At 74.7% G+C, this 16,088-nt stretch carries 14 protein-coding genes and 1 pseudogene; 7 read left to right on the top strand and 8 right to left on the bottom strand.

Going from position 1 to position 16,088, the window contains the following annotated elements:
- Window positions 1-8: 8 nt before the first annotated feature.
- Window positions 9-782, bottom strand: coding sequence for an HAD family acid phosphatase (locus NUM_RS17685; protein ID WP_207125988.1), 774 nt, complete (start codon window positions 780-782; stop codon window positions 9-11).
- A gap of 434 nt (window positions 783-1,216) precedes the next feature.
- Between NUM_RS17685 and NUM_RS17690 the strand changes: the two genes are divergently transcribed.
- Window positions 1,217-2,515 (top strand): DUF1015 family protein, encoded by a 1,299-nt coding sequence (locus NUM_RS17690; protein ID WP_207125989.1) that lies wholly within the window; start codon window positions 1,217-1,219, stop codon window positions 2,513-2,515.
- A gap of 39 nt (window positions 2,516-2,554) precedes the next feature.
- Here the strand turns inward: NUM_RS17690 and NUM_RS17695 are convergent, their stop codons facing one another.
- The gene (locus tag NUM_RS17695) at window positions 2,555-3,526 is read right to left on the bottom strand and encodes an ArsR/SmtB family transcription factor (protein WP_207125990.1); all 972 of its coding nucleotides are present in this window, start codon (window positions 3,524-3,526) and stop codon (window positions 2,555-2,557) included.
- A gap of 70 nt (window positions 3,527-3,596) precedes the next feature.
- Here NUM_RS17695 and NUM_RS17700 point away from each other — a divergent pair, with 70 nt between their 5' ends.
- Entirely contained in the window at window positions 3,597-4,808 is a 1,212-nt protein-coding gene (locus tag NUM_RS17700) for an MFS transporter (RefSeq protein WP_207125991.1), read from the top strand.
- 213 nt (window positions 4,809-5,021) lie between these two features.
- Here NUM_RS17700 and NUM_RS17705 read toward each other — a convergent pair whose 3' ends face one another.
- The 3 genes from NUM_RS17705 to NUM_RS17715 are packed head-to-tail and all read right to left on the bottom strand — an operon-like array spanning window position 5,022 to window position 8,502.
- A complete protein-coding gene (locus NUM_RS17705) occupies window positions 5,022-7,301 on the bottom strand; it encodes an FtsX-like permease family protein (protein ID WP_207125992.1) in 2,280 nt (759 codons plus the stop codon).
- Window positions 7,298-7,981, bottom strand: coding sequence for an ABC transporter ATP-binding protein (locus NUM_RS17710; RefSeq protein WP_207125993.1), 684 nt, complete (start codon window positions 7,979-7,981; stop codon window positions 7,298-7,300). The genes NUM_RS17705 and NUM_RS17710 overlap by 4 nt, the downstream gene beginning before the upstream one ends.
- Complete coding sequence (locus NUM_RS17715; protein ID WP_207125994.1) at window positions 7,978-8,502, bottom strand: PadR family transcriptional regulator; 525 nt, start codon at window positions 8,500-8,502, stop codon at window positions 7,978-7,980. The genes NUM_RS17710 and NUM_RS17715 overlap by 4 nt, the downstream gene beginning before the upstream one ends.
- 96 nt (window positions 8,503-8,598) lie before the next feature.
- On the opposite strand from NUM_RS17715, the gene NUM_RS17720 reads away from it, so the two are divergent.
- Complete coding sequence (locus tag NUM_RS17720; RefSeq protein ID WP_207125995.1) at window positions 8,599-9,066, top strand: ribose-5-phosphate isomerase; 468 nt, start codon at window positions 8,599-8,601, stop codon at window positions 9,064-9,066.
- Between the two features lie 18 nt (window positions 9,067-9,084).
- Here the strand turns inward: NUM_RS17720 and NUM_RS17725 are convergent, their stop codons facing one another.
- From NUM_RS17725 to NUM_RS17735, 3 genes are all read right to left on the bottom strand, one after another.
- Entirely contained in the window at window positions 9,085-9,903 is an 819-nt protein-coding gene (locus tag NUM_RS17725) for an SAM-dependent methyltransferase (RefSeq protein WP_370467013.1), read from the bottom strand.
- Between the two features lie 210 nt (window positions 9,904-10,113).
- Window positions 10,114-10,809: a hypothetical protein gene (locus NUM_RS17730; RefSeq protein WP_207126001.1), complete on the bottom strand. Its 696-nt coding sequence runs from the start codon at window positions 10,807-10,809 to the stop codon at window positions 10,114-10,116.
- Window positions 10,810-10,861: 52 nt separating this feature from the next.
- Window positions 10,862-11,827 carry a phosphotransferase gene (locus tag NUM_RS17735; RefSeq protein ID WP_207125997.1) on the bottom strand — a complete coding sequence of 322 codons (966 nt, stop codon included), beginning with the start codon at window positions 11,825-11,827 and terminating at the stop codon, window positions 10,862-10,864.
- 98 nt (window positions 11,828-11,925) lie between these two features.
- Between NUM_RS17735 and NUM_RS17740 the strand changes: the two genes are divergently transcribed.
- From NUM_RS17740 to NUM_RS17755, 4 genes and pseudogenes are all read left to right on the top strand, one after another.
- On the top strand, window positions 11,926-12,573 hold the full coding sequence (locus NUM_RS17740) for an NUDIX hydrolase N-terminal domain-containing protein (RefSeq protein ID WP_207125998.1): 648 nt from the start codon (window positions 11,926-11,928) through the stop codon (window positions 12,571-12,573).
- Window positions 12,574-12,761: 188 nt separating this feature from the next.
- Complete coding sequence (locus NUM_RS17745; RefSeq protein ID WP_207125999.1) at window positions 12,762-14,711, top strand: TIGR03960 family B12-binding radical SAM protein; 1,950 nt, start codon at window positions 12,762-12,764, stop codon at window positions 14,709-14,711.
- Window positions 14,712-14,821: 110 nt separating this feature from the next.
- Window positions 14,822-15,610 (top strand): TIGR03936 family radical SAM-associated protein, encoded by a 789-nt coding sequence (locus NUM_RS17750; RefSeq protein ID WP_207126000.1) that lies wholly within the window; start codon window positions 14,822-14,824, stop codon window positions 15,608-15,610.
- Between the two features lie 76 nt (window positions 15,611-15,686).
- A pseudogene (locus NUM_RS17755) lies at window positions 15,687-16,088 on the top strand (hypothetical protein); the annotation flags it as partial.

Here is a 16,088-nt window from a genome sequence, read left to right on the forward strand (position 1 = left end):
GCAGCGGCTCAGGGCAGGTAGTACATCGGGTTGGGCATCTTGAAGGTGCGCTGCGCGTGGCCGCCCTTCAGGTCCGAGTACTGGTCGCCCGCGTTGGCCACGATGGTGTAGCCCAGCGACTCGATGTGCGCCCGGGTGCCCGACTTGTACTCGATGGTCGAGCAGTTCGGCGAGCACGTCAGGTAGGGCGGGTACGGCGCGGTCTTCACCTTGGTGAAGATCCCCGCCGGCGTCGGGAAGCCCTGGTCGGCCAGGTTGTCCAGGGTCGCCTGCTGCTGGTCGTGCGGGCGGCCGGTGACGTAGAAGACGGCGTACCCGTGGGTGCTGGCCCAGCTGACCAGCGCCGGCATGCCGAAGACCGCCGGGAAGCACTTCGCCTCGACGCACGCGGCGTTGGTCGCCGGGTCGTACCCGAAGTCGTGCGACGCCTCGTAGTTGTAGTTCGACAGCACGGTGTCGTCCACGTCGAGCACCAGCGCCTTCTTGCCGTGCTCGTGCGAGCGGGTCGTCAGCCAGCGCTTCAGCTGCGACTCGACCCGCTTGGCGTCCCGCGCGTACGCGGAGTCGGCGGACGGCTGGTGGTCGCCGTCGTCGCCGTAGTACGCCTTGATCTCGTTCTTGACCAGGCCGAGGTTCTCGATCGACGAGTCGTGCTTCGGCGTGGCCTGGCCCGCGCCGTGCTGGTCGGCCCCGGCCATGCTGGCCCCGCCGACGCCGACGACCAGCGCGGCACCCAGCGCGACCGCCGCGGTCAGCGCCCGCTTCCTGGCGGACTTGAGCATCCGTTGTCCCTTCCGGCCGGCATCCGGCCTTCCTCTGCGGAGTCGGCCGCCGGGGGATGGTGCGACGAACGGGGATCCGGCAGACGACGGGCCGGTCGTACGCGGGGGTGCGCACGCCGGCCGTGGGGCGTGTTCGAGAACCCTCGGCGGGCGAGGCGAGCCCCGTTCGCCTGCGGCTGCGGCGGGGCAGTTCGTGTGCCGGGTCTGCACACGGGCTGGCCGACGGCGCCGCGAGCGGGCAACCAGCGGGGCCGCCGCAGCCGGCACGCGGGATTCTCGAACGCGCCCTGACGAGGGTCGTGGTTGCCCGCGGCGCTGTCAACGCCCCTCGCCGGGCCGATGCGATACCGGAATCCGCGGTACCGGTAGCGTTCGGTGCGACGACACCGAGCCACGGGCGCCGAGCCACCGGCGCCGAGCCACAGGGAGACTTGATGCAGTCGCCGGCGCACCCGATCGATCGGGCCTGGATCTCCGCCGGGGGTACCGGCGCGCAGAACTACGACGAGTTCGCCGACGACGGCGAGATCACCGAGATCGTGGCGGCCAACCCGGCCAGCGCGCTCGCCGTCGAGATGCCGCACCGAACCCCGGAGGCGGTCGCCGCCGGGCACTCGTTCGGCGAGTCGCTGCCCGCCGCGGCGGCCCGGTTCGCCGCGCTGCGCGAGCAGGGTCGGTACCGGGCGGCCGAGCGGGTCGTCGGGCTGTACCGGATCGCCGAGCCGGCCGGCGGCGCGGGCGGCAACGGCACTGCCGGCACCGCCGGCACCGCCGGCACCGCCGGCACTGCCGGCACGGACAGCGCCGCGGCCGCCGACGGCGCGGTCAGCTACGGCGTGTTCTGCCTGGTCGACACGGACCAGATCTCCGCCAGCGCGGACGAACCGGGGCTGGTGATCCGCAACGAGGACGTGTTCGTCGCCAAGGTGAAGGAGCGGGTCGCGCTGGCCGACGCGATCGGCCACCTGCTCAGTCCGGTGCTGCTGTTGCAGACCGGCTCCGGCGCGGCGCTGCAGGCGCTGCTGGTGGAGCTGACCGCTCGGCTCGGCGCGCCGGACGTCACCGACACCGACCCGCAGGGCCGCAGCCACCAGCTGTGGGCGCTGGGCCCGGGCGCCGACCAGGACCGGGTACTGGCCGCCGCCGGTGGCGGTGAGCTGATCGTGGCGGACGGCAACCACCGCAGCCTCGCCGCGCAGGTCGGCGGGCTGTCCCGGTTCCTCGCCGTGGTCACCACGCCGGAGTCGGTGCACATCCAGCCGTACCACCGGCTGGTCCGCGACCTTCCAGGGGTCGCCGAGCTGCCGGAGCGGCTGCGCGCCGCCGGCGCCACCGTCGAACCGCTGACCGCACCGGCCGAGGTACCGGCGCCGGGCACCGTGCACCTGCACACCACCGCCGGCTCGTACGCGGTGCGGCTGCCGGTGCCGGCCAGCGCCGACGTGGTGGACCGGCTCGACTACAGCGCGGTCGAGTCGGTGCTGGTCCGCGACGTGCTCGAACTCGACCCGGCGGACAAGCGGATCAGCTACGTCGGAGGCGACTACCCGGCGAGCTGGCTGCGCGGCGAGGTGGACGCCGGCCGGGCCGATCTCGCCGTGCTGATCGCGCCGGTCAGCGTGGCCGACTTCGTCGCGGTCAACCTGGCCCGGGCGAAGATGCCGCGCAAGTCCACCTGGTTCACCCCGAAGGCGCGCGCCGGCCTGCTCGCCGCCGAACTGCCCACCGCCTGACCGTCCCGGCGGCGGCGCGGCGGCAGCCGAATCGCCCGATCAGCCCGGGTCGGCGAGCAGCGACTCGGCGACCGCGGTACGGGCGTAGAGCACCGACCGGCCGGCCCGGTGGGTACTGACGATGCCGGCGTCGCGCAGCGCGGTGAGGTGCTGCGAGACGCCGGCCGCGGAGATCCCGGTGCGCCGGGCCAGGTCGGTGGTGGAGGTCGGCGTCGCCAGCTCGGTGAGCAGCAGCGCCCGGGACCGGCCGAGTACCGCGGCGATGGCCGCGCGGTGCCGGACCGGCTGGTGCTCCCACAGGGTCGCCGCGCCGAGCGCCGGGTAGACCAGCTGCGGCGGGTGCGGCGGGCGAGACCAGGTGAGCACCCGGCTGACGAACGCCGACGGCACCAGCACCAGGCCGGGGCCGATCTCGTCGCGGCGCAGCGCGCACTGCCGGCGTACCAGCTGCAGGGTGTTGTTGTCCCAGCTCAACGTCTCGTGCAGGGAGTTGAACAGGTGGCCGGTGCCCCGCTCGGCGACCTGCCGGGCACGGCGGAACACGTCCGCGTCCAGCAGCGCCCGGACCTTCGCCCAGTACGGGCCGAGCGCGAGTTCCCAGTAGGTCGCCACCTCGTCGGCGAGCTGCGCCAGCCGGGCCGGCGGGTCGGCCCGCAGCGCGCGCGTCTTGGCGTTGCCGGCGGCGTACAGGTCGAGGTCGGCGTGCACGTCGCGGGCCGCGGTGGCCCGGATGGTGGCGAGCTCGCCGGCCAGGGTGGGTGCCGGGTCGTCCGGCAGCGGGGTGAGGAAGTCCGGCACGTAGCCCCTGGCCGGGACGAGCGCGGCGAGCCACCCGGCGTCCAGGCCGGCGGCGGCGACGCGGGGCCGTACCTGGTCCAGCCACGGCTGGTGCAGCGGGTGCCGCGCCGGGGAGGCGAGCAGCTGGTAGCTCGCGACGACCTCCCACATCGGGGAGACGGCGAACCGGGTGCGGGCCAGATCGTCGGCCGAGAACGCCAGTTCGGATCGCATCTGCCCTCCGTGGATTCGGTCTGAGCTTAATCAATGGTGCCGAGCATACGTCGGGCCGGACGATCGCCGCGTGTTCACCACGTTCAGCGGCCTGCCTCGCGCCGCCTGGGTCCTGTTCGCCGGGACCGTCGTCAACCGGCTCGGCTTCGTCGTCGGCCCCTTCCTCGTCTTCTTCCTCGGCTCGCGCGGCATCGACACCGCGCAGGTCCCGTACGTGCTCACCGCGCTCGGCGTGGGCAACCTGGTCGGCCCGGCGGTCAGCGGGGTGCTCGCGGACCGGGTCGGCCGCCGCGCCACGATCCTGATCGGACTGATCGGTACCGCGATCGCGCAGGGCTGCCTGTTCGCGTCGCCCAACCTGGCGCTGCTCGCGCTGTCGGCCGCGGTGCTCAGCTCCACCGGCACGATGGTCGGTCCGGCCGCCGGCGCGTTGCTGTCCGACGCCGTACCCGCGTCGCACCGGCGCACGGCGTTCGCGCTGACGCACTGGGCGGTCAACATCGGTACCGCGGTCGCCGGCATCCTCGGCGGCTACCTCGCCGCGCACGGCTACTGGCTGCTGTTCGCGGTGGACGTGGCCAGCTCGCTGGCGTTCGCCGGCATCGCGGCGGCGCTGCTGCCGGCCGGTCGCTTCGTCGCACCGACCACCACCTCCGGTACCGGCTACGCGGTGGTGCTGCGCGATCCGCTGGCGCGGCGGCTGCTGCCGCTGCTCGGCGTCGGGCTGATGATCTACTGCCTGACCGAGGTCTGCCTGCCGCTCGCGATCCGCGACGACGGCCTGTCCACCCGCACGTACGGGGCGATGGCGGCGCTCAACGCGGTACTCGTGGTGTTCCTGCAGCCGGTCGCCACCCGGGTCTTCGCCCGATTCCGGCAGCTCCGCGTCTACGTCGCCGCCTCGGTACTGGTCGCCGTCGGTGTCGGTGCGACCGGCGTGGCACACGACCCGTGGTCGTACGCCGGGACGGTGGTGATCTGGTCGATCGGTGAGGCGATGGCGAGCGGCATCGCCGACTCGGTCGTCGCCGGGCTGGCACCGGCGGACGCGCGCGGCCGGTACCAGGGCAGCTTCGGCTGGGTGTGGGGGCTGGGCCGGTTCTGCGCGCTGTCCGCGGCAACCGCCGTCTACGCCACCGCCGGCCCGGCGTTCGTCTGGTGGTTCGCCCTCGGTGGCGGGGTCGTCACCGCGGCCGGGGTGCTCGCGCTCGGCCCGGCGATCGCCCGCCGCACCGCCGAACTCGACCGCGCCGCCGCCACCCCGGTCCCCGTCGCCGCCTGACCCGCCCGGCCAGCCCGGTCGCGTGCGGCCGGCCGTCCGGCCCGCCTGGCCCGGTGCGGCCTGCCGCCTGGCCCGCCCGGTCGCGTGCGGCCCGCCGGACGCGGGAGCCGCCGCCCGCGGTTTCGGTGCCCGGGCGGCGGCTCCGGTGGCTCGGCGCCGGGCCGCCGCCTCCCCACGGCGACCCGGCACGTCTTCCCCACCGCCCCGTGCCGGTCACTCGGTGCGCATCGCCTCCGGCCGCATCATCCGCCACAGCACCGGCGTGCTGAGCAGCGTGACCAGCGCGACGACCGCGGCGGCGGCACCGGTCATGCCGAGAATCCCGGCCGCGTCGAACCAGATCGTCGCATGCGACAGGTGCAGCAGGGCCGCGCCGAGCACCAGTCCGGTCGCCACCGCCAGCAGCAGCCCGAGGAACATCGGGATGGCGGTCTGCCACAGCACCGAGACGGTCAGCGTGCTGCGCCGGGCGCCGAACGCGCTGAGCACGGCGAGCGGCCCGCGCCGGGCCCGCAACTGCTCCAGCACCGTGGTGAGCAAGCTCGCGCCGATGACCAGCAGTACCGCGATCGCGCCGAGCAGCAGCCCGCGCCGCACCGTGCCGAACCGGGCGTCGACCTGCGTCCCCTGCAGGGAGAACACCGACGCGGTCGGGTCGACGCGCACCGTCGTGGTCACCACGTGGTCGTACGCGTCCGGTTCGGCTGGGTCGGTGCCGACGAACCCGGACGTCGACAGCCGCCCACCGAGCACCGGCAGCCGGTCTGCCGCGGCCGGGGTGAGCAGCAACCCGGCGTGCGTCATGCCGGTCGGATCCGGCCGGGCCGGCACGCTACGCAAACCCGCCGGCAGCCGCAGCCGTGCCCCGTGCGGCGAGTCGGTGGTCCGGACCGCCTCGCCGGGCCGTGGCGCCCGGGCATCGGTGCCGTCCACCCCGAACGCGTCGCCGTCGGCACAGTCGCCGAGCGCGGCGAACGTGCGCAACGTGGCGCAGTCGGCGACCATCACACTCCAGAACAGCTCCGGGTCGTCGGTCGCGGCGACCGTGTCCGACCCGTACGCCTCGACCCGGCGCACGCCGTCGGTGTGCCGCAGCCGGGCGGCGAACCGGGCCCGCTGGCCGGCGGTCATCGGCACGGTGTCCTCGATCAGCACCTGCCGCTGGCTCGCGTCCTGCCCGGTCTGATGCACGTAGCCGTGGCTGACGCCGGCGAGCAGGGTCTGCAGCGCGATCGCCCCGGCCACCGCCACGGTGATGCCGGTGACGGCGCGCGCCGCGGTACCGCCGTCGAGCTGGAGCCGCCGCACGGCGAGCTGACCCGGCACCCCTCCGCCGGGCAACCGCCGTACCGCGAACTCGACCAGCCACGGCAGCAGCACCGCGGCGCCGGCCAGCAACAACAGCACGCCCGCCGCGACCGCCGGCAGGCTGACCCCGCCACCGCCGTCGCGACCGAGCCCGGCCAGGACCAGCCCCGCCAGCCCGAGCCCGGTGACCGCGAGCCGCCACCACAGCCGGCGGCGCCGACCGACCCCCTGCCGTACCACCCCGAGCGGTTCGGCCACCACCCGGCGCAGCGCGACGACCGTGATCGCCACCGCCGCCGCCGGCAGCGCCACCGCGACCAGCGCGGCCAGTACCGGCTGGGGGTGCAGGTCGGAGCCGAAGACGCTGATGCCGTCGAACTCGACCAGCTCGACCAGCTGGCGTCCGGCGAGGAACAGCACCGCGCCGACGACCAGGCCGCCGAGCGCGCCGAGCAGCGCCTCGGCCGCCGCGATCCGCCGGGTCATCGCCCGGTCCGCGCCGACCAGCCGCAGCGCCGCCTGCTGCCGGTCCCGGGCGGCCGACCCGAATCGCACCGCGGTCGCGACGAACACCGCGACCGGCACCAGCAGTACGGTGATGCCGACGACGGTGAGCAGCAGCAGCACCGGATCCAACGGCTGGCGTGGCTGCTCGGTACCGAACCGGGCGATCCGCTGGCCGCGCCCGGTGAGCCGGTCGCTGCCGAGATAGAACGCGTACTCGCGGGGCCCGGCCAGGCCGGCGTCGCCGATCGTGCCGACCACCCGGGCCGGGTACCGGCTGCGCAGCTCGGCGCCGTCCGGGCCGGCGAGCAACCGCCGCAGCGCCGGCGACGCCACCATCTCGCCGGGCCCCGGCAGCCGGGACAGCCCCGGCGGTACGGACGGGTCGGCCCCCTCCGGCTGCACCAGCACGCCGTGGACCGGGTGGTGCCGGTAGCTGCCCGGCGTCTGGCGGATCAGCACCGTGTGCGCGCTCGCCGGGCCGTCGGTGTACGCGAAGTCGCGGGCGTCGCTGCGCGCCCGGTGACCGGACAGGATCGTCGGTGCCGCGGTCGCGAGCAGCAGCAGCGCGACACCCAGCCCGACCCCGACCGCGGTCATCGCGAGCCGCAGCCAGGCGGTCGGGCCACCGCCGACGACCAGCCTGGTGCCCAGCGCCAGGTCACGGATCCAGCGCCTCATCCGACCAGCTCCACGTCCCGGGTGCGGCCGTCGCGCACGATCACCTCGCGGTCTGCGTACGCGGCGACCCGCGGCTCGTGCGTGACCAGCACGACCGACGCGCCGGTCCGCCGGGCCGCCTCGGTGAGCAGTCGCATCACCTGCTCACCGTGGTACGAGTCGAGGGCGCCGGTCGGCTCGTCGGCGAACACCACCCGCGGCTCGGTGACCAGCGCGCGGGCCACCGCGACCCGCTGGCCCTGCCCGCCGGACACCTCGCCCGGCCGCTTGCCGGCCACCTCGGCCGCCTCCAGCCGTTCCAGCCACTCCCGCGCGGTGCGTTCCGCCGGCCGGCGGCGGGTGCCGGCCAGCCGCAACGGCAGCGCCACGTTCTCCACGCAGGTCAGCTCCGGCACCAGCTGACCGAACTGGAACACGAACCCGAACTCGGTACGCCGCAGCGCGCTGCGGGTGGCGTCGGCGGCGGCCGAGAGGTCGACCTCGCCGTACCGGACCTGGCCGGCGTCCGGCCGCAGGATGCCGGCCAGGCAGTGCAGCAGCGTCGACTTGCCGGACCCGGACGGGCCCATCACGGCGACGATCTCGGCGGGACGGACCGCGATGCTCGCGCCGGCGAGCGCCGGCGTGGCCCCGAACGTACGGTGCAGGTCGCGGCCGACCAGCAGTGGTGTGGCGGTCATCGGACGACCTCCTGCGCGAGCGCGTCGAGTCGGGCGGTGGTCAGCTCCAGCCAGCGCAGGTCGGCTTCCAGATGGAACAGCGCGTGGTCGCACACGAGCTGGTCGGCGAGGTCGCCGGCGGCCTTGCGGCGGGTCAGCGTGCGCATCAGCGCGAGGTGCGCGGTGCGCTGGGTGTCCAGGATCTCGGCGGCGGGCCGGCCGCTCAGCAGCGCCAGCACCACCTTGGTGTAGAGCGTGCTGGACAGGTACGGCTCGGGCTGCTCGGGGCGGCCCAGCCAGCCGTCCAGGTCGGTGACGCCGGCGTCGGTGATCGCGTACCGCTTGCGGTCCGGGCCGGCGCCGGGCTCCACCGCCTCCAGCTCGACCAGGCCGTTCTTCAGCAGCCGGGACAGCGTCGCGTACACCTGCCCGTAGTGCAGTGGGTGGTCCTGGCCGAAGTGCTCGTCGTAGGCGCGTTTCAGGTCGTACCCGTGGCGTGGGCCGGGCTCGAGCAGGCCCAGCAGTGTCAGACCGATCGACATGACCGTGACTATACACATGGTTTATACACGTGGTGTATACCAGCGGGTTCGGCACCGCGCGACGTGCCCCGGGTGGCTGCCTGACAGACTGGCGGCATGCGCGTCTATCTCGGTTCCGACCACGCGGGCTTCGAGCTGAAGGCACACCTGCTGGCGACGCTCGCCGCCGCCGGCCACGACGTCGTCGACGTCGGTGCGGCACGCTACGACGAGAACGACGACTACCCGGCGTTCTGCCTGGCCACCGGCGCCCGGGTGGTCGCCGACCCGGGCAGCCTCGGCGTCGTCATCGGCGGCTCCGGCAACGGCGAGCAGATCGCCGCGAACAAGGTCCCCGGAGTGCGTGCCGCGCTCGCCTGGAACACCGAGACCGCCCGGCTGTCCCGCGAGCACAACGACGCCAACGTGGTCGGCATCGGCGCCCGGATGCACACCACCGAGCAGGCGGTCGAGCTGGTGCGCACGTTCCTCGACACGCCGTTCTCGCAGGGCGAGCGGCACCGCCGGCGGATCGCCCAGATCGCCGACTACGAGCAGACCCACGCGGTACCCGAACTGCCCTGACCGGCGCCGTGGCTCCGGTCAGGGGCGGCGGGCGACCAGCGCGTAGATGTCGTGCACCGTGGCCGGCGGATCCTCCGCGTCGGCCGCCGGCCGCCAGTCCTGCGCCCAGGTGATGCCCGGCGGTACCAGCTCCAGCCCGGCCACCAGCGCGGCCAGCTCGGCCCGGCTGCGGGTCACCACCGGCGTACTGGTGTTGCGCTGGTAGTTCTCGCCGGCCCGGGTCGCGTTCTGCTGCTGGTCGACCTGCCAGGCGTCGGCGGTGTAGTGCGACAGCGCCAGGAAGCTGCCGGGCACCGTGCGCTCCAGGTACCCGGCGACGATGCCGGCGGGGTCGTCGGCGTCCGGCACGAAGTGCAGCACCGCGGCCAGCAGCACGCCGATCGGCCGGTCCTGGTCGAGCAGCCGCCGGACCGCGTCGCTGCGCCACACCGACTCGGGGTCCCGGACGTCCGCGTCGACCATCTCGGTCTGCGGGTCGTCGGCGAGCAGCTGCTGCGCGTACGCCACCGCGACCGGCTCGTTGTCCACGTACACCACCCGGGCGGCCGGGTTCGCCTGCCGCGCGATCTCGTGCACGTTGCCCACCGTCGGGATGCCGGAGCCCAGGTCGAGGAACTGGTCGACGCCCTGCTCGGCGAGGAACCGTACCGCCCGGCGCAGGAACCCGCGGTTGACCCGGGCGGTCTGCCGGGCGGTGGGCAGCATCTGGTCACCGGCGGCCCGGTCCACCTCGAAGTTGTGCGCGCCGCCGAGCAGGTAGTCGTAGATGCGGGCCGGGTTCGCCCGGCTGGTGTCGACCGCCCGGGCCGGATCCTCCGCCATGTCGTCCCTCCGAATGCCGCTGCCTCGCCTCGAAACGCCTCGCCCCGGGCGCCCCGCCGGTACCCCGTCCTCGGCCGGACCGCCATGCTCCAGCCTGCGTCCCGGGACGCGGAACGCCCCTCCCGCCTGCGCCCCGGGACGCGGAACGCCGTGCTCCAGCCTGCGTTCCGGACGCGGCCCGCCGCGCGCAACACCGTGCTCCAGCTTGCGCCCCCGACGCCGTGCTCAGGTCGGATCGCGCGGAACCCAGTGCCGGCGCACGATGGTCAGGTCGCGCTCGGCGGCGGCCAGGTCGGCCTCGGTGGGCCGGGCCGCGTCCCGGGCCCGCAGCGCCGCGCCGGTGGTCAGCTGCGAGTTTCCGGCGCCGACCAGTCCGCGCAGCCCGCGTTCCCCGTCCGCCACGTCGTCGGCGGCGCGTGGCCGGGACCGCTGCTCCTCGGACCGCCGCTCCGGCTCCGGGTGGTGTCGGGGCGGCCGCGGTACCGGCGTCTCCGGCGCCCGCCGTCGCTGCCGGCGCGGTGCGCCCGGCTGGGGACGCGGTCGGGCGCCGGCGGCCGGTGCCGCGACCTGCCCCGGGCTCGCGTTCGATGCGGTGACACCGGCCGGCGTCGCGTTCCTGGCGGGCCGGGCGCCGCCGGCCGCCGACCGGGCGTCGCCAGGTCGCGCTGCGCCGGCCGCCGGCCGGGCGTCGCCGGATCGCGCTGCGCCGGCCGTCGGCCGGGCGTCGCCAGATCGTGCCGCGCCGGGCGCCGGCCGGGGGTCGCCGGATCGTGCTGCGCCGGGCGCCGGGGTCGCGCCGGTGGTCGGTGTCGCGCCGGTGTCGGGCTGCTCGCCGGTGCCGGGCGGCGTCTCCGGCTCGGGCCGTTGCCGGGGCGAGCCGTCCCGCCGCACCCGGCGCCGGCGCCGGTGATACTCCGCCATCCCGCGACGGTACCGCGCGCCGTGCCCGCGGCCGGTGGTACGCCGGGCGGGGTCAGAGCCGGGTGCGGAGCAGTTCGAGTGCCGGCAGCGCCTGGGCGCGCTGGAACTCGCGGATGCGCGGCAGCCGCGGCAGCGCCGGCAACAGCGACTGCGAGACGAAGTACCCGGCGACCGCGACGAGCCCCGCCGTCAACGCGTCCGGTTCGGCGCCGGCGGTGAGCGGGTGGCTGGCCAGGACCTGCGCCCCGTCGCCGCCGCCCTGCATCATCAGGCTGGGCAGGAACGCGACCAGGTCGAACCAGGCCACCCCGCGCACCGCGGCCGGCCAGTCCACGAACAGCACCCGGTCGTCGGTCAGCAGCAGGTTGTCGGCGCGCAGGTCGCCGTGCAGCAGCGTGTCGCCGCCGGCGACCGACGGCCAGCGCGCCTCCCAGGCCGCCAGCGTGTCGAGTTCGGCGGCCACCCACGGAAACGCGGCCGCGAGCCGCCGGTCCGGGTCGGTCGCGGGATCGCCCGCGGCGAGGCGACGGAACCCGCTCAGCGCGGCCCCGTCCTCGTCGTCCAGGTCGGGCACCGGTACGTCCGGCGCCGGCGTCAGGGTCGCCGCCAGGTCGGCGACGGCGGCGAGCACCCGGTCCCGTTCGGTACGCTGCCAGGGCAGTGCCGGCGGCGCGCCCGCGGCCTCGTCGAACGCCAGTACCACCCAGTCGCCGTCGTCGAACCACCAGCGCAGCCGGGGTACCGGGGCGTGCTCGGGCAGCCCGGCGACGATCCGCGCCTCGTGCCGGAACGCGGTACCGATGTGCGCCTCGTCGGCGGCGCTGCCGGCCTTGACGAACACCCGCCCGCCGCCGGCGAGCCGCAGCCGGCCGGCGAACGCGGGAGAGAACCCGCCGTGCTGCACGTGCGCGGCGACGACCCGGTCGCCGAGCCGGCGCTCCACCTCGTGGCGGATCCGTTCGGGCAGCTGGTCCCAGCGCAGCCGGGTGCCGCCGGATCCGGTCAACAACGCGTCCATCCGCCGAGGATGGCGGTTGCCGGCCCGGTGCGCATCGCAAATTCGGGCGCGGGGCGCGTGGCGGCCGGCCGGTGGGCCCGCGTGGCAGGATGCGGAGCATGGCTCAGGATGTCGCGGGCAGGCTGCACGAGATGGCGATTGAGCTCGGCGCGATGGCGCAGAACGGGCTCAACTACTCGACCGACAAGTACGAGCTGGACCGGTACCGGCGGATCCAGGAGCTGACCGCGGAGCTGTACGGGATGATCGCCCGGGCCGACCCGGAGCAGTTCCACCAGGCGATCGTCGCCGAGGTCGGGCACGCCACCCCGAAGCTCGACTGCCGCGGCGCGCTGTTCGACGAGGCGGGCCGGGTGCTGCTGGTCCGGGAGAAGGTCGACGGCCGGTGGACCCTGCCGGGCGGGTGGATCGACGCGCTGGACACCCCGCGGCACGCCACCGAGCGCGAGTTCGCCGAGGAGGCCGGGCTGCGGGTGCGCGCCGAGCACCTGGCCGCGATCTTCGACGGCACACTCCACAATGGACACCTGACGCACGGGATGTGGCACATCTACAAGATGTTCTTCGTGTGCGACCGGCTCGACGACGCCGAACCGCAGGCGGGGCTGGACGGTGAGACCACCGGCGTCGGTTTCTTCGCACTCGACGACCTGCCCGAGCTGTCCGACCGCCGGACCAGCGCGGTCGAGCTGGCGCTGCTCGCCCGCCACCACGCGGACCGCACCCTGCAGCCCGAGGTCGATTGACCGCGCCGCGCCATATGCCCCGATCGCCCCGCCGTGCCGGCGGCGCTCGGGCGGCGGACCAAGCGCCGGACCGGGCCGCGTAGTCTGGGGGTTTGTGCCGGCCGGCGCCGCCCGCGAGCGAGCAGCGGCCGGACCACAGACCAGCAGTCGAGCACAGACCAGCAGCCGAGCACGGGAGCCCGAGAACCATGTCCGACACCGCCACCCGGCGCCGCGGCGAGAGCGTCTTCGACCGGCTGGAGCCGCTGCTGCCGCAGGTGCAGAAGCCGATCCAGTACGTCGGCGGCGAGCTCGGCGCGGTCAGCAAGCCGTGGGACGACGCCACCGTGCGGTGGGCCCTGATGTACCCGGACGCGTACGAGGTGGGGCAGCCCAACCAGGGCGTGCAGATCCTGTACGAGGTGCTCAACGAGCAGCAGGACGTGCTCGCCGAGCGCACCTACTCGGTCTGGCCCGACCTGGAGGCGCTGCTGCGCGAGCACCGGGTGCCGCAGTTCACCGTCGACGCGCACCGGCCGGTCGGCGACTTCGACCTGTTCGGCGTCTCGTTCTCCACCGAGCTGGGCTACACCAACCTGCTCACCGCGATCGACCTCGCCGGCATCCCGCTGCACGCCGCCGACCGGGACGACAGCCATCCGATCGTGCTGGCCGGCGGGCACGCCGCGTTCAACCCGGAGCCGATCGCCGACTTCCTGGACGCCGCGGTGCTCGGCGACGGCGAGGAGGCGGTGCTGGAGATCACCGACATCGTCCGCGCCTTCAAGGCCGAGGGCAGCCCGGGTGGACGCGACGAGCTGCTGCTGCGGCTGGCCCGCACCGAGTCGGTGTACGTGCCGCGCTTCTACGACGTGGAATACCTGCCCGACGGCCGGATCCAGCGCATCGTGCCGAACCGTCCGGACGTGCCGTTCCGGGTGCACAAGCGCACCACGATGGACCTCGACGCCTGGCCGTACCCGAAGAAGCCGCTGGTGCCGCTGGCCGAGACGGTGCACGAGCGGTACGCGGTGGAGATCTTCCGCGGCTGCACCCGCGGCTGCCGGTTCTGCCAGGCGGGCATGATCACCCGCCCGGTGCGGGAGCGTTCCATCACCACCATCGGCGACATGGTGGAGAACGGGCTGAAGGAGTCCGGCTTCAACGAGGTCGGGCTGCTGTCACTGTCCAGCGCCGACCACTCCGAGATCGGCGCGGTCGCGCACGGCCTGGCCGACCGGTACCAGGGCTCGAACGTGTCGCTGTCGCTGCCGTCCACCCGGGTCGACGCGTTCAACGTCGAGCTGGCCGAGGAGCTGGCCCGCAACGGCCGGCGCACCGGCCTGACGTTCGCGCCGGAGGGCGGCTCGGAGCGGATCCGCAAGGTGATCAACAAGATGGTCACCGAGGACGACCTGATCCGCACCGTGGTCACCGCGTACTCGGGCGGCTGGCGCCAGGTCAAGCTCTACTTCATGTGCGGCCTGCCCACCGAGACCGACGAGGACGTGCTGCAGATCGCCGACCTCGCGCACCGGGTGATCACCACCGGCCGGGAGACCACCGGTAGCCGGGACATCCGCTGCACGGTGTCGATCGGCGGGTTCGTGCCGAAGGCGCACACCCCGTTCCAGTGGGCCGCGATGGCCGACCCGGAGACGATCGACCGGCGGCTCAAGGCGCTGCGCGACGCCATCAACAGCAACCGGTCGCTGGGCCGCGCCATCGGCTACCGGTACCACGACGGGCGGCCGAGCCACATCGAGGGGCTGCTGTCCCGCGGTGACCGGCGGGTCGGCCGGGTCATCGAGCACGTGTGGCGTGACGGCGGCCGGTTCGACGGCTGGTCCGAGCACTTCTCGTACGACCGGTGGGTGGCGGCGTGCGACGCCGAGCTGCCGGCGCTCGGCGTGTCGCTCGCCTGGTACACCACCCGGGAGCGGCAGCAGGCCGAGGTGCTGCCGTGGGACCACCTCGACTCCGGGCTCGACCCCGACTGGCTGTGGGCCGACTGGCAGGACGCGCTGAGCGAGGTCGAGCAGGACGACTGCCGCTGGACCCCCTGCTTCGACTGCGGGGTGTGCCCCGCGATGGACACCGAGATCCAGATCGGCCCCACCGGCCGTAAGCTGCTGCCACTGACCCCGGTCAACACGTAGCAGCTCGCGGCGAAGCGGCGGCTTCGCGCGGAACTGCCGAGGCACAGGCAACGAGGAGCACGACGATCAGCAGGCAACGACCCAGGCCGGACACCCAGCAGGCGCCGACGGTGCAGAAGATCCGCATCCGGTACGCCAAGCGGGGCCGCCTCGCGTTCACCTCGCACCGTGACTTCGCCCGCGCGCTGGAGCGCGCGATGCGTCGCGCGGCGGTACCGATCGCCTATTCGTCCGGGTTCAGCCCGCACCCGAAGATCTCGTACGCGTCCGCCGCGCCGACCGGCGTGGCGAGCGAGGCCGAGTACTTCGAGGTCGGCCTGCAGACGCCGGTCGAGCCCGACTGGCTGCGCACCGCGCTGGACGCGGCGCTGCCGCCCGGCCTGGACATCCTGGAGGCGGTCGAGGCCAGGACGTCCGACTTCGCCGATCGGCTCACCGGTTCGCACTGGCAGATCCGACTGCCCGAGGTGACCGACTCGGTGGCCGAGGCGGCGGTGGCCGCCTTCCTCGCCGCGGACGAGGTCCTGGTCGAGCGGATGACGAAGTCCGGTCGCCGCACGATGGACGCCCGATCGCCGGTGGTACGCATGGCGGTCACCGAGCGTGGTCCCGACGCGGGTGGTCGGCCCGGTGAGGTGGGCAACACCACGCCGGCGCCGGCCGCCGGGGGAACGGGCGGTCCATGTGCCATACTCGATCTAGTCGTACGGCACGTAACTCCGTCCGTACGGCCCGATGACGTCCTGGCCGGCCTGCGCGTGGTGGCCGAGTTGGCGCCGCCGGTCCCACCGAAGGTGACCAGGTTGGCGCAGGGCACGCTCACCGGGCACGGCGAGATCACCGATCCGCTCGTGGTCGTCGGTGCGGACAGGGCAGTCAGCGGAACCCCGTCGACCTGACGGCCGGGCCGCACGGCCCGGGTAGGCAGACTTCGGGTGGCTCGGCAGAGCCGCTCGACCTGTGGACCACCCCCGCGTGGCTGCGCTCTCGCGCCCGGGGGCGGTAGAACTGGAGAACGCCCGGATGCTCGACAACGAGCCGACAGGCAGCACGGACGCAGTGCAGGAAGCCGCGTCCGACGCCGACCGGCCCACCGCAGACAGCACCGCCGCACCGGCCGCGAGCCGGACCCGCCGGCGGGCCACCCGATCCGCGGGGCCACCCAAGCCGCTGGAACCGGCGACGATCAGCGTTCCGGCCACCGAGCCGGCCACTCGCCCGGACCCCGGCACCCCGCCCGACAGCACCGACCCCACCGCCGGGTCCGCCGCGGCGACGCCCGCCCCGGCGACGAAGCCGCGCGGCCGCCGCGCCACCCGTCCGGCGGCCGCCCCCACGACCGGCGAGGACAACGCGACCGGCGGGTCCGTCGCGATC

It is taken from the genome of Actinocatenispora comari, from assembly GCF_017312725.1.
Classification (GTDB): Bacteria; Actinomycetota; Actinomycetes; order Mycobacteriales; family Micromonosporaceae; genus Actinocatenispora; species Actinocatenispora comari.

Bases quoted from the DNA above. Each gene is read 5' to 3' on its own strand.
- NUM_RS17710 (WP_207125993.1), bottom strand. From the start codon at position 7,981: ATGACCGCCACACCACTGCTGGTCGGCCGCGACCTGCACCGTACGTTC.
- NUM_RS17720 (WP_207125995.1), top strand. From the start codon at position 8,599: ATGCGCGTCTATCTCGGTTCCGACCACGCGGGCTTCGAGCTGAAGGCA.
- NUM_RS17740 (WP_207125998.1), top strand. From the start codon at position 11,926: ATGGCTCAGGATGTCGCGGGCAGGCTGCACGAGATGGCGATTGAGCTC.
- NUM_RS17715 (WP_207125994.1), bottom strand. From the start codon at position 8,502: ATGTCGATCGGTCTGACACTGCTGGGCCTGCTCGAGCCCGGCCCACGC.
- NUM_RS17685 (WP_207125988.1), bottom strand. From the start codon at position 782: ATGCTCAAGTCCGCCAGGAAGCGGGCGCTGACCGCGGCGGTCGCGCTG.
- NUM_RS17705 (WP_207125992.1), bottom strand. From the start codon at position 7,301: ATGAGGCGCTGGATCCGTGACCTGGCGCTGGGCACCAGGCTGGTCGTC.
- NUM_RS17695 (WP_207125990.1), bottom strand. From the start codon at position 3,526: ATGCGATCCGAACTGGCGTTCTCGGCCGACGATCTGGCCCGCACCCGG.
- NUM_RS17735 (WP_207125997.1), bottom strand. From the start codon at position 11,827: ATGGACGCGTTGTTGACCGGATCCGGCGGCACCCGGCTGCGCTGGGAC.
- NUM_RS17730 (WP_207126001.1), bottom strand. From the start codon at position 10,809: ATGGCGGAGTATCACCGGCGCCGGCGCCGGGTGCGGCGGGACGGCTCG.
- NUM_RS17745 (WP_207125999.1), top strand. From the start codon at position 12,762: ATGTCCGACACCGCCACCCGGCGCCGCGGCGAGAGCGTCTTCGACCGG.
- NUM_RS17690 (WP_207125989.1), top strand. From the start codon at position 1,217: ATGCAGTCGCCGGCGCACCCGATCGATCGGGCCTGGATCTCCGCCGGG.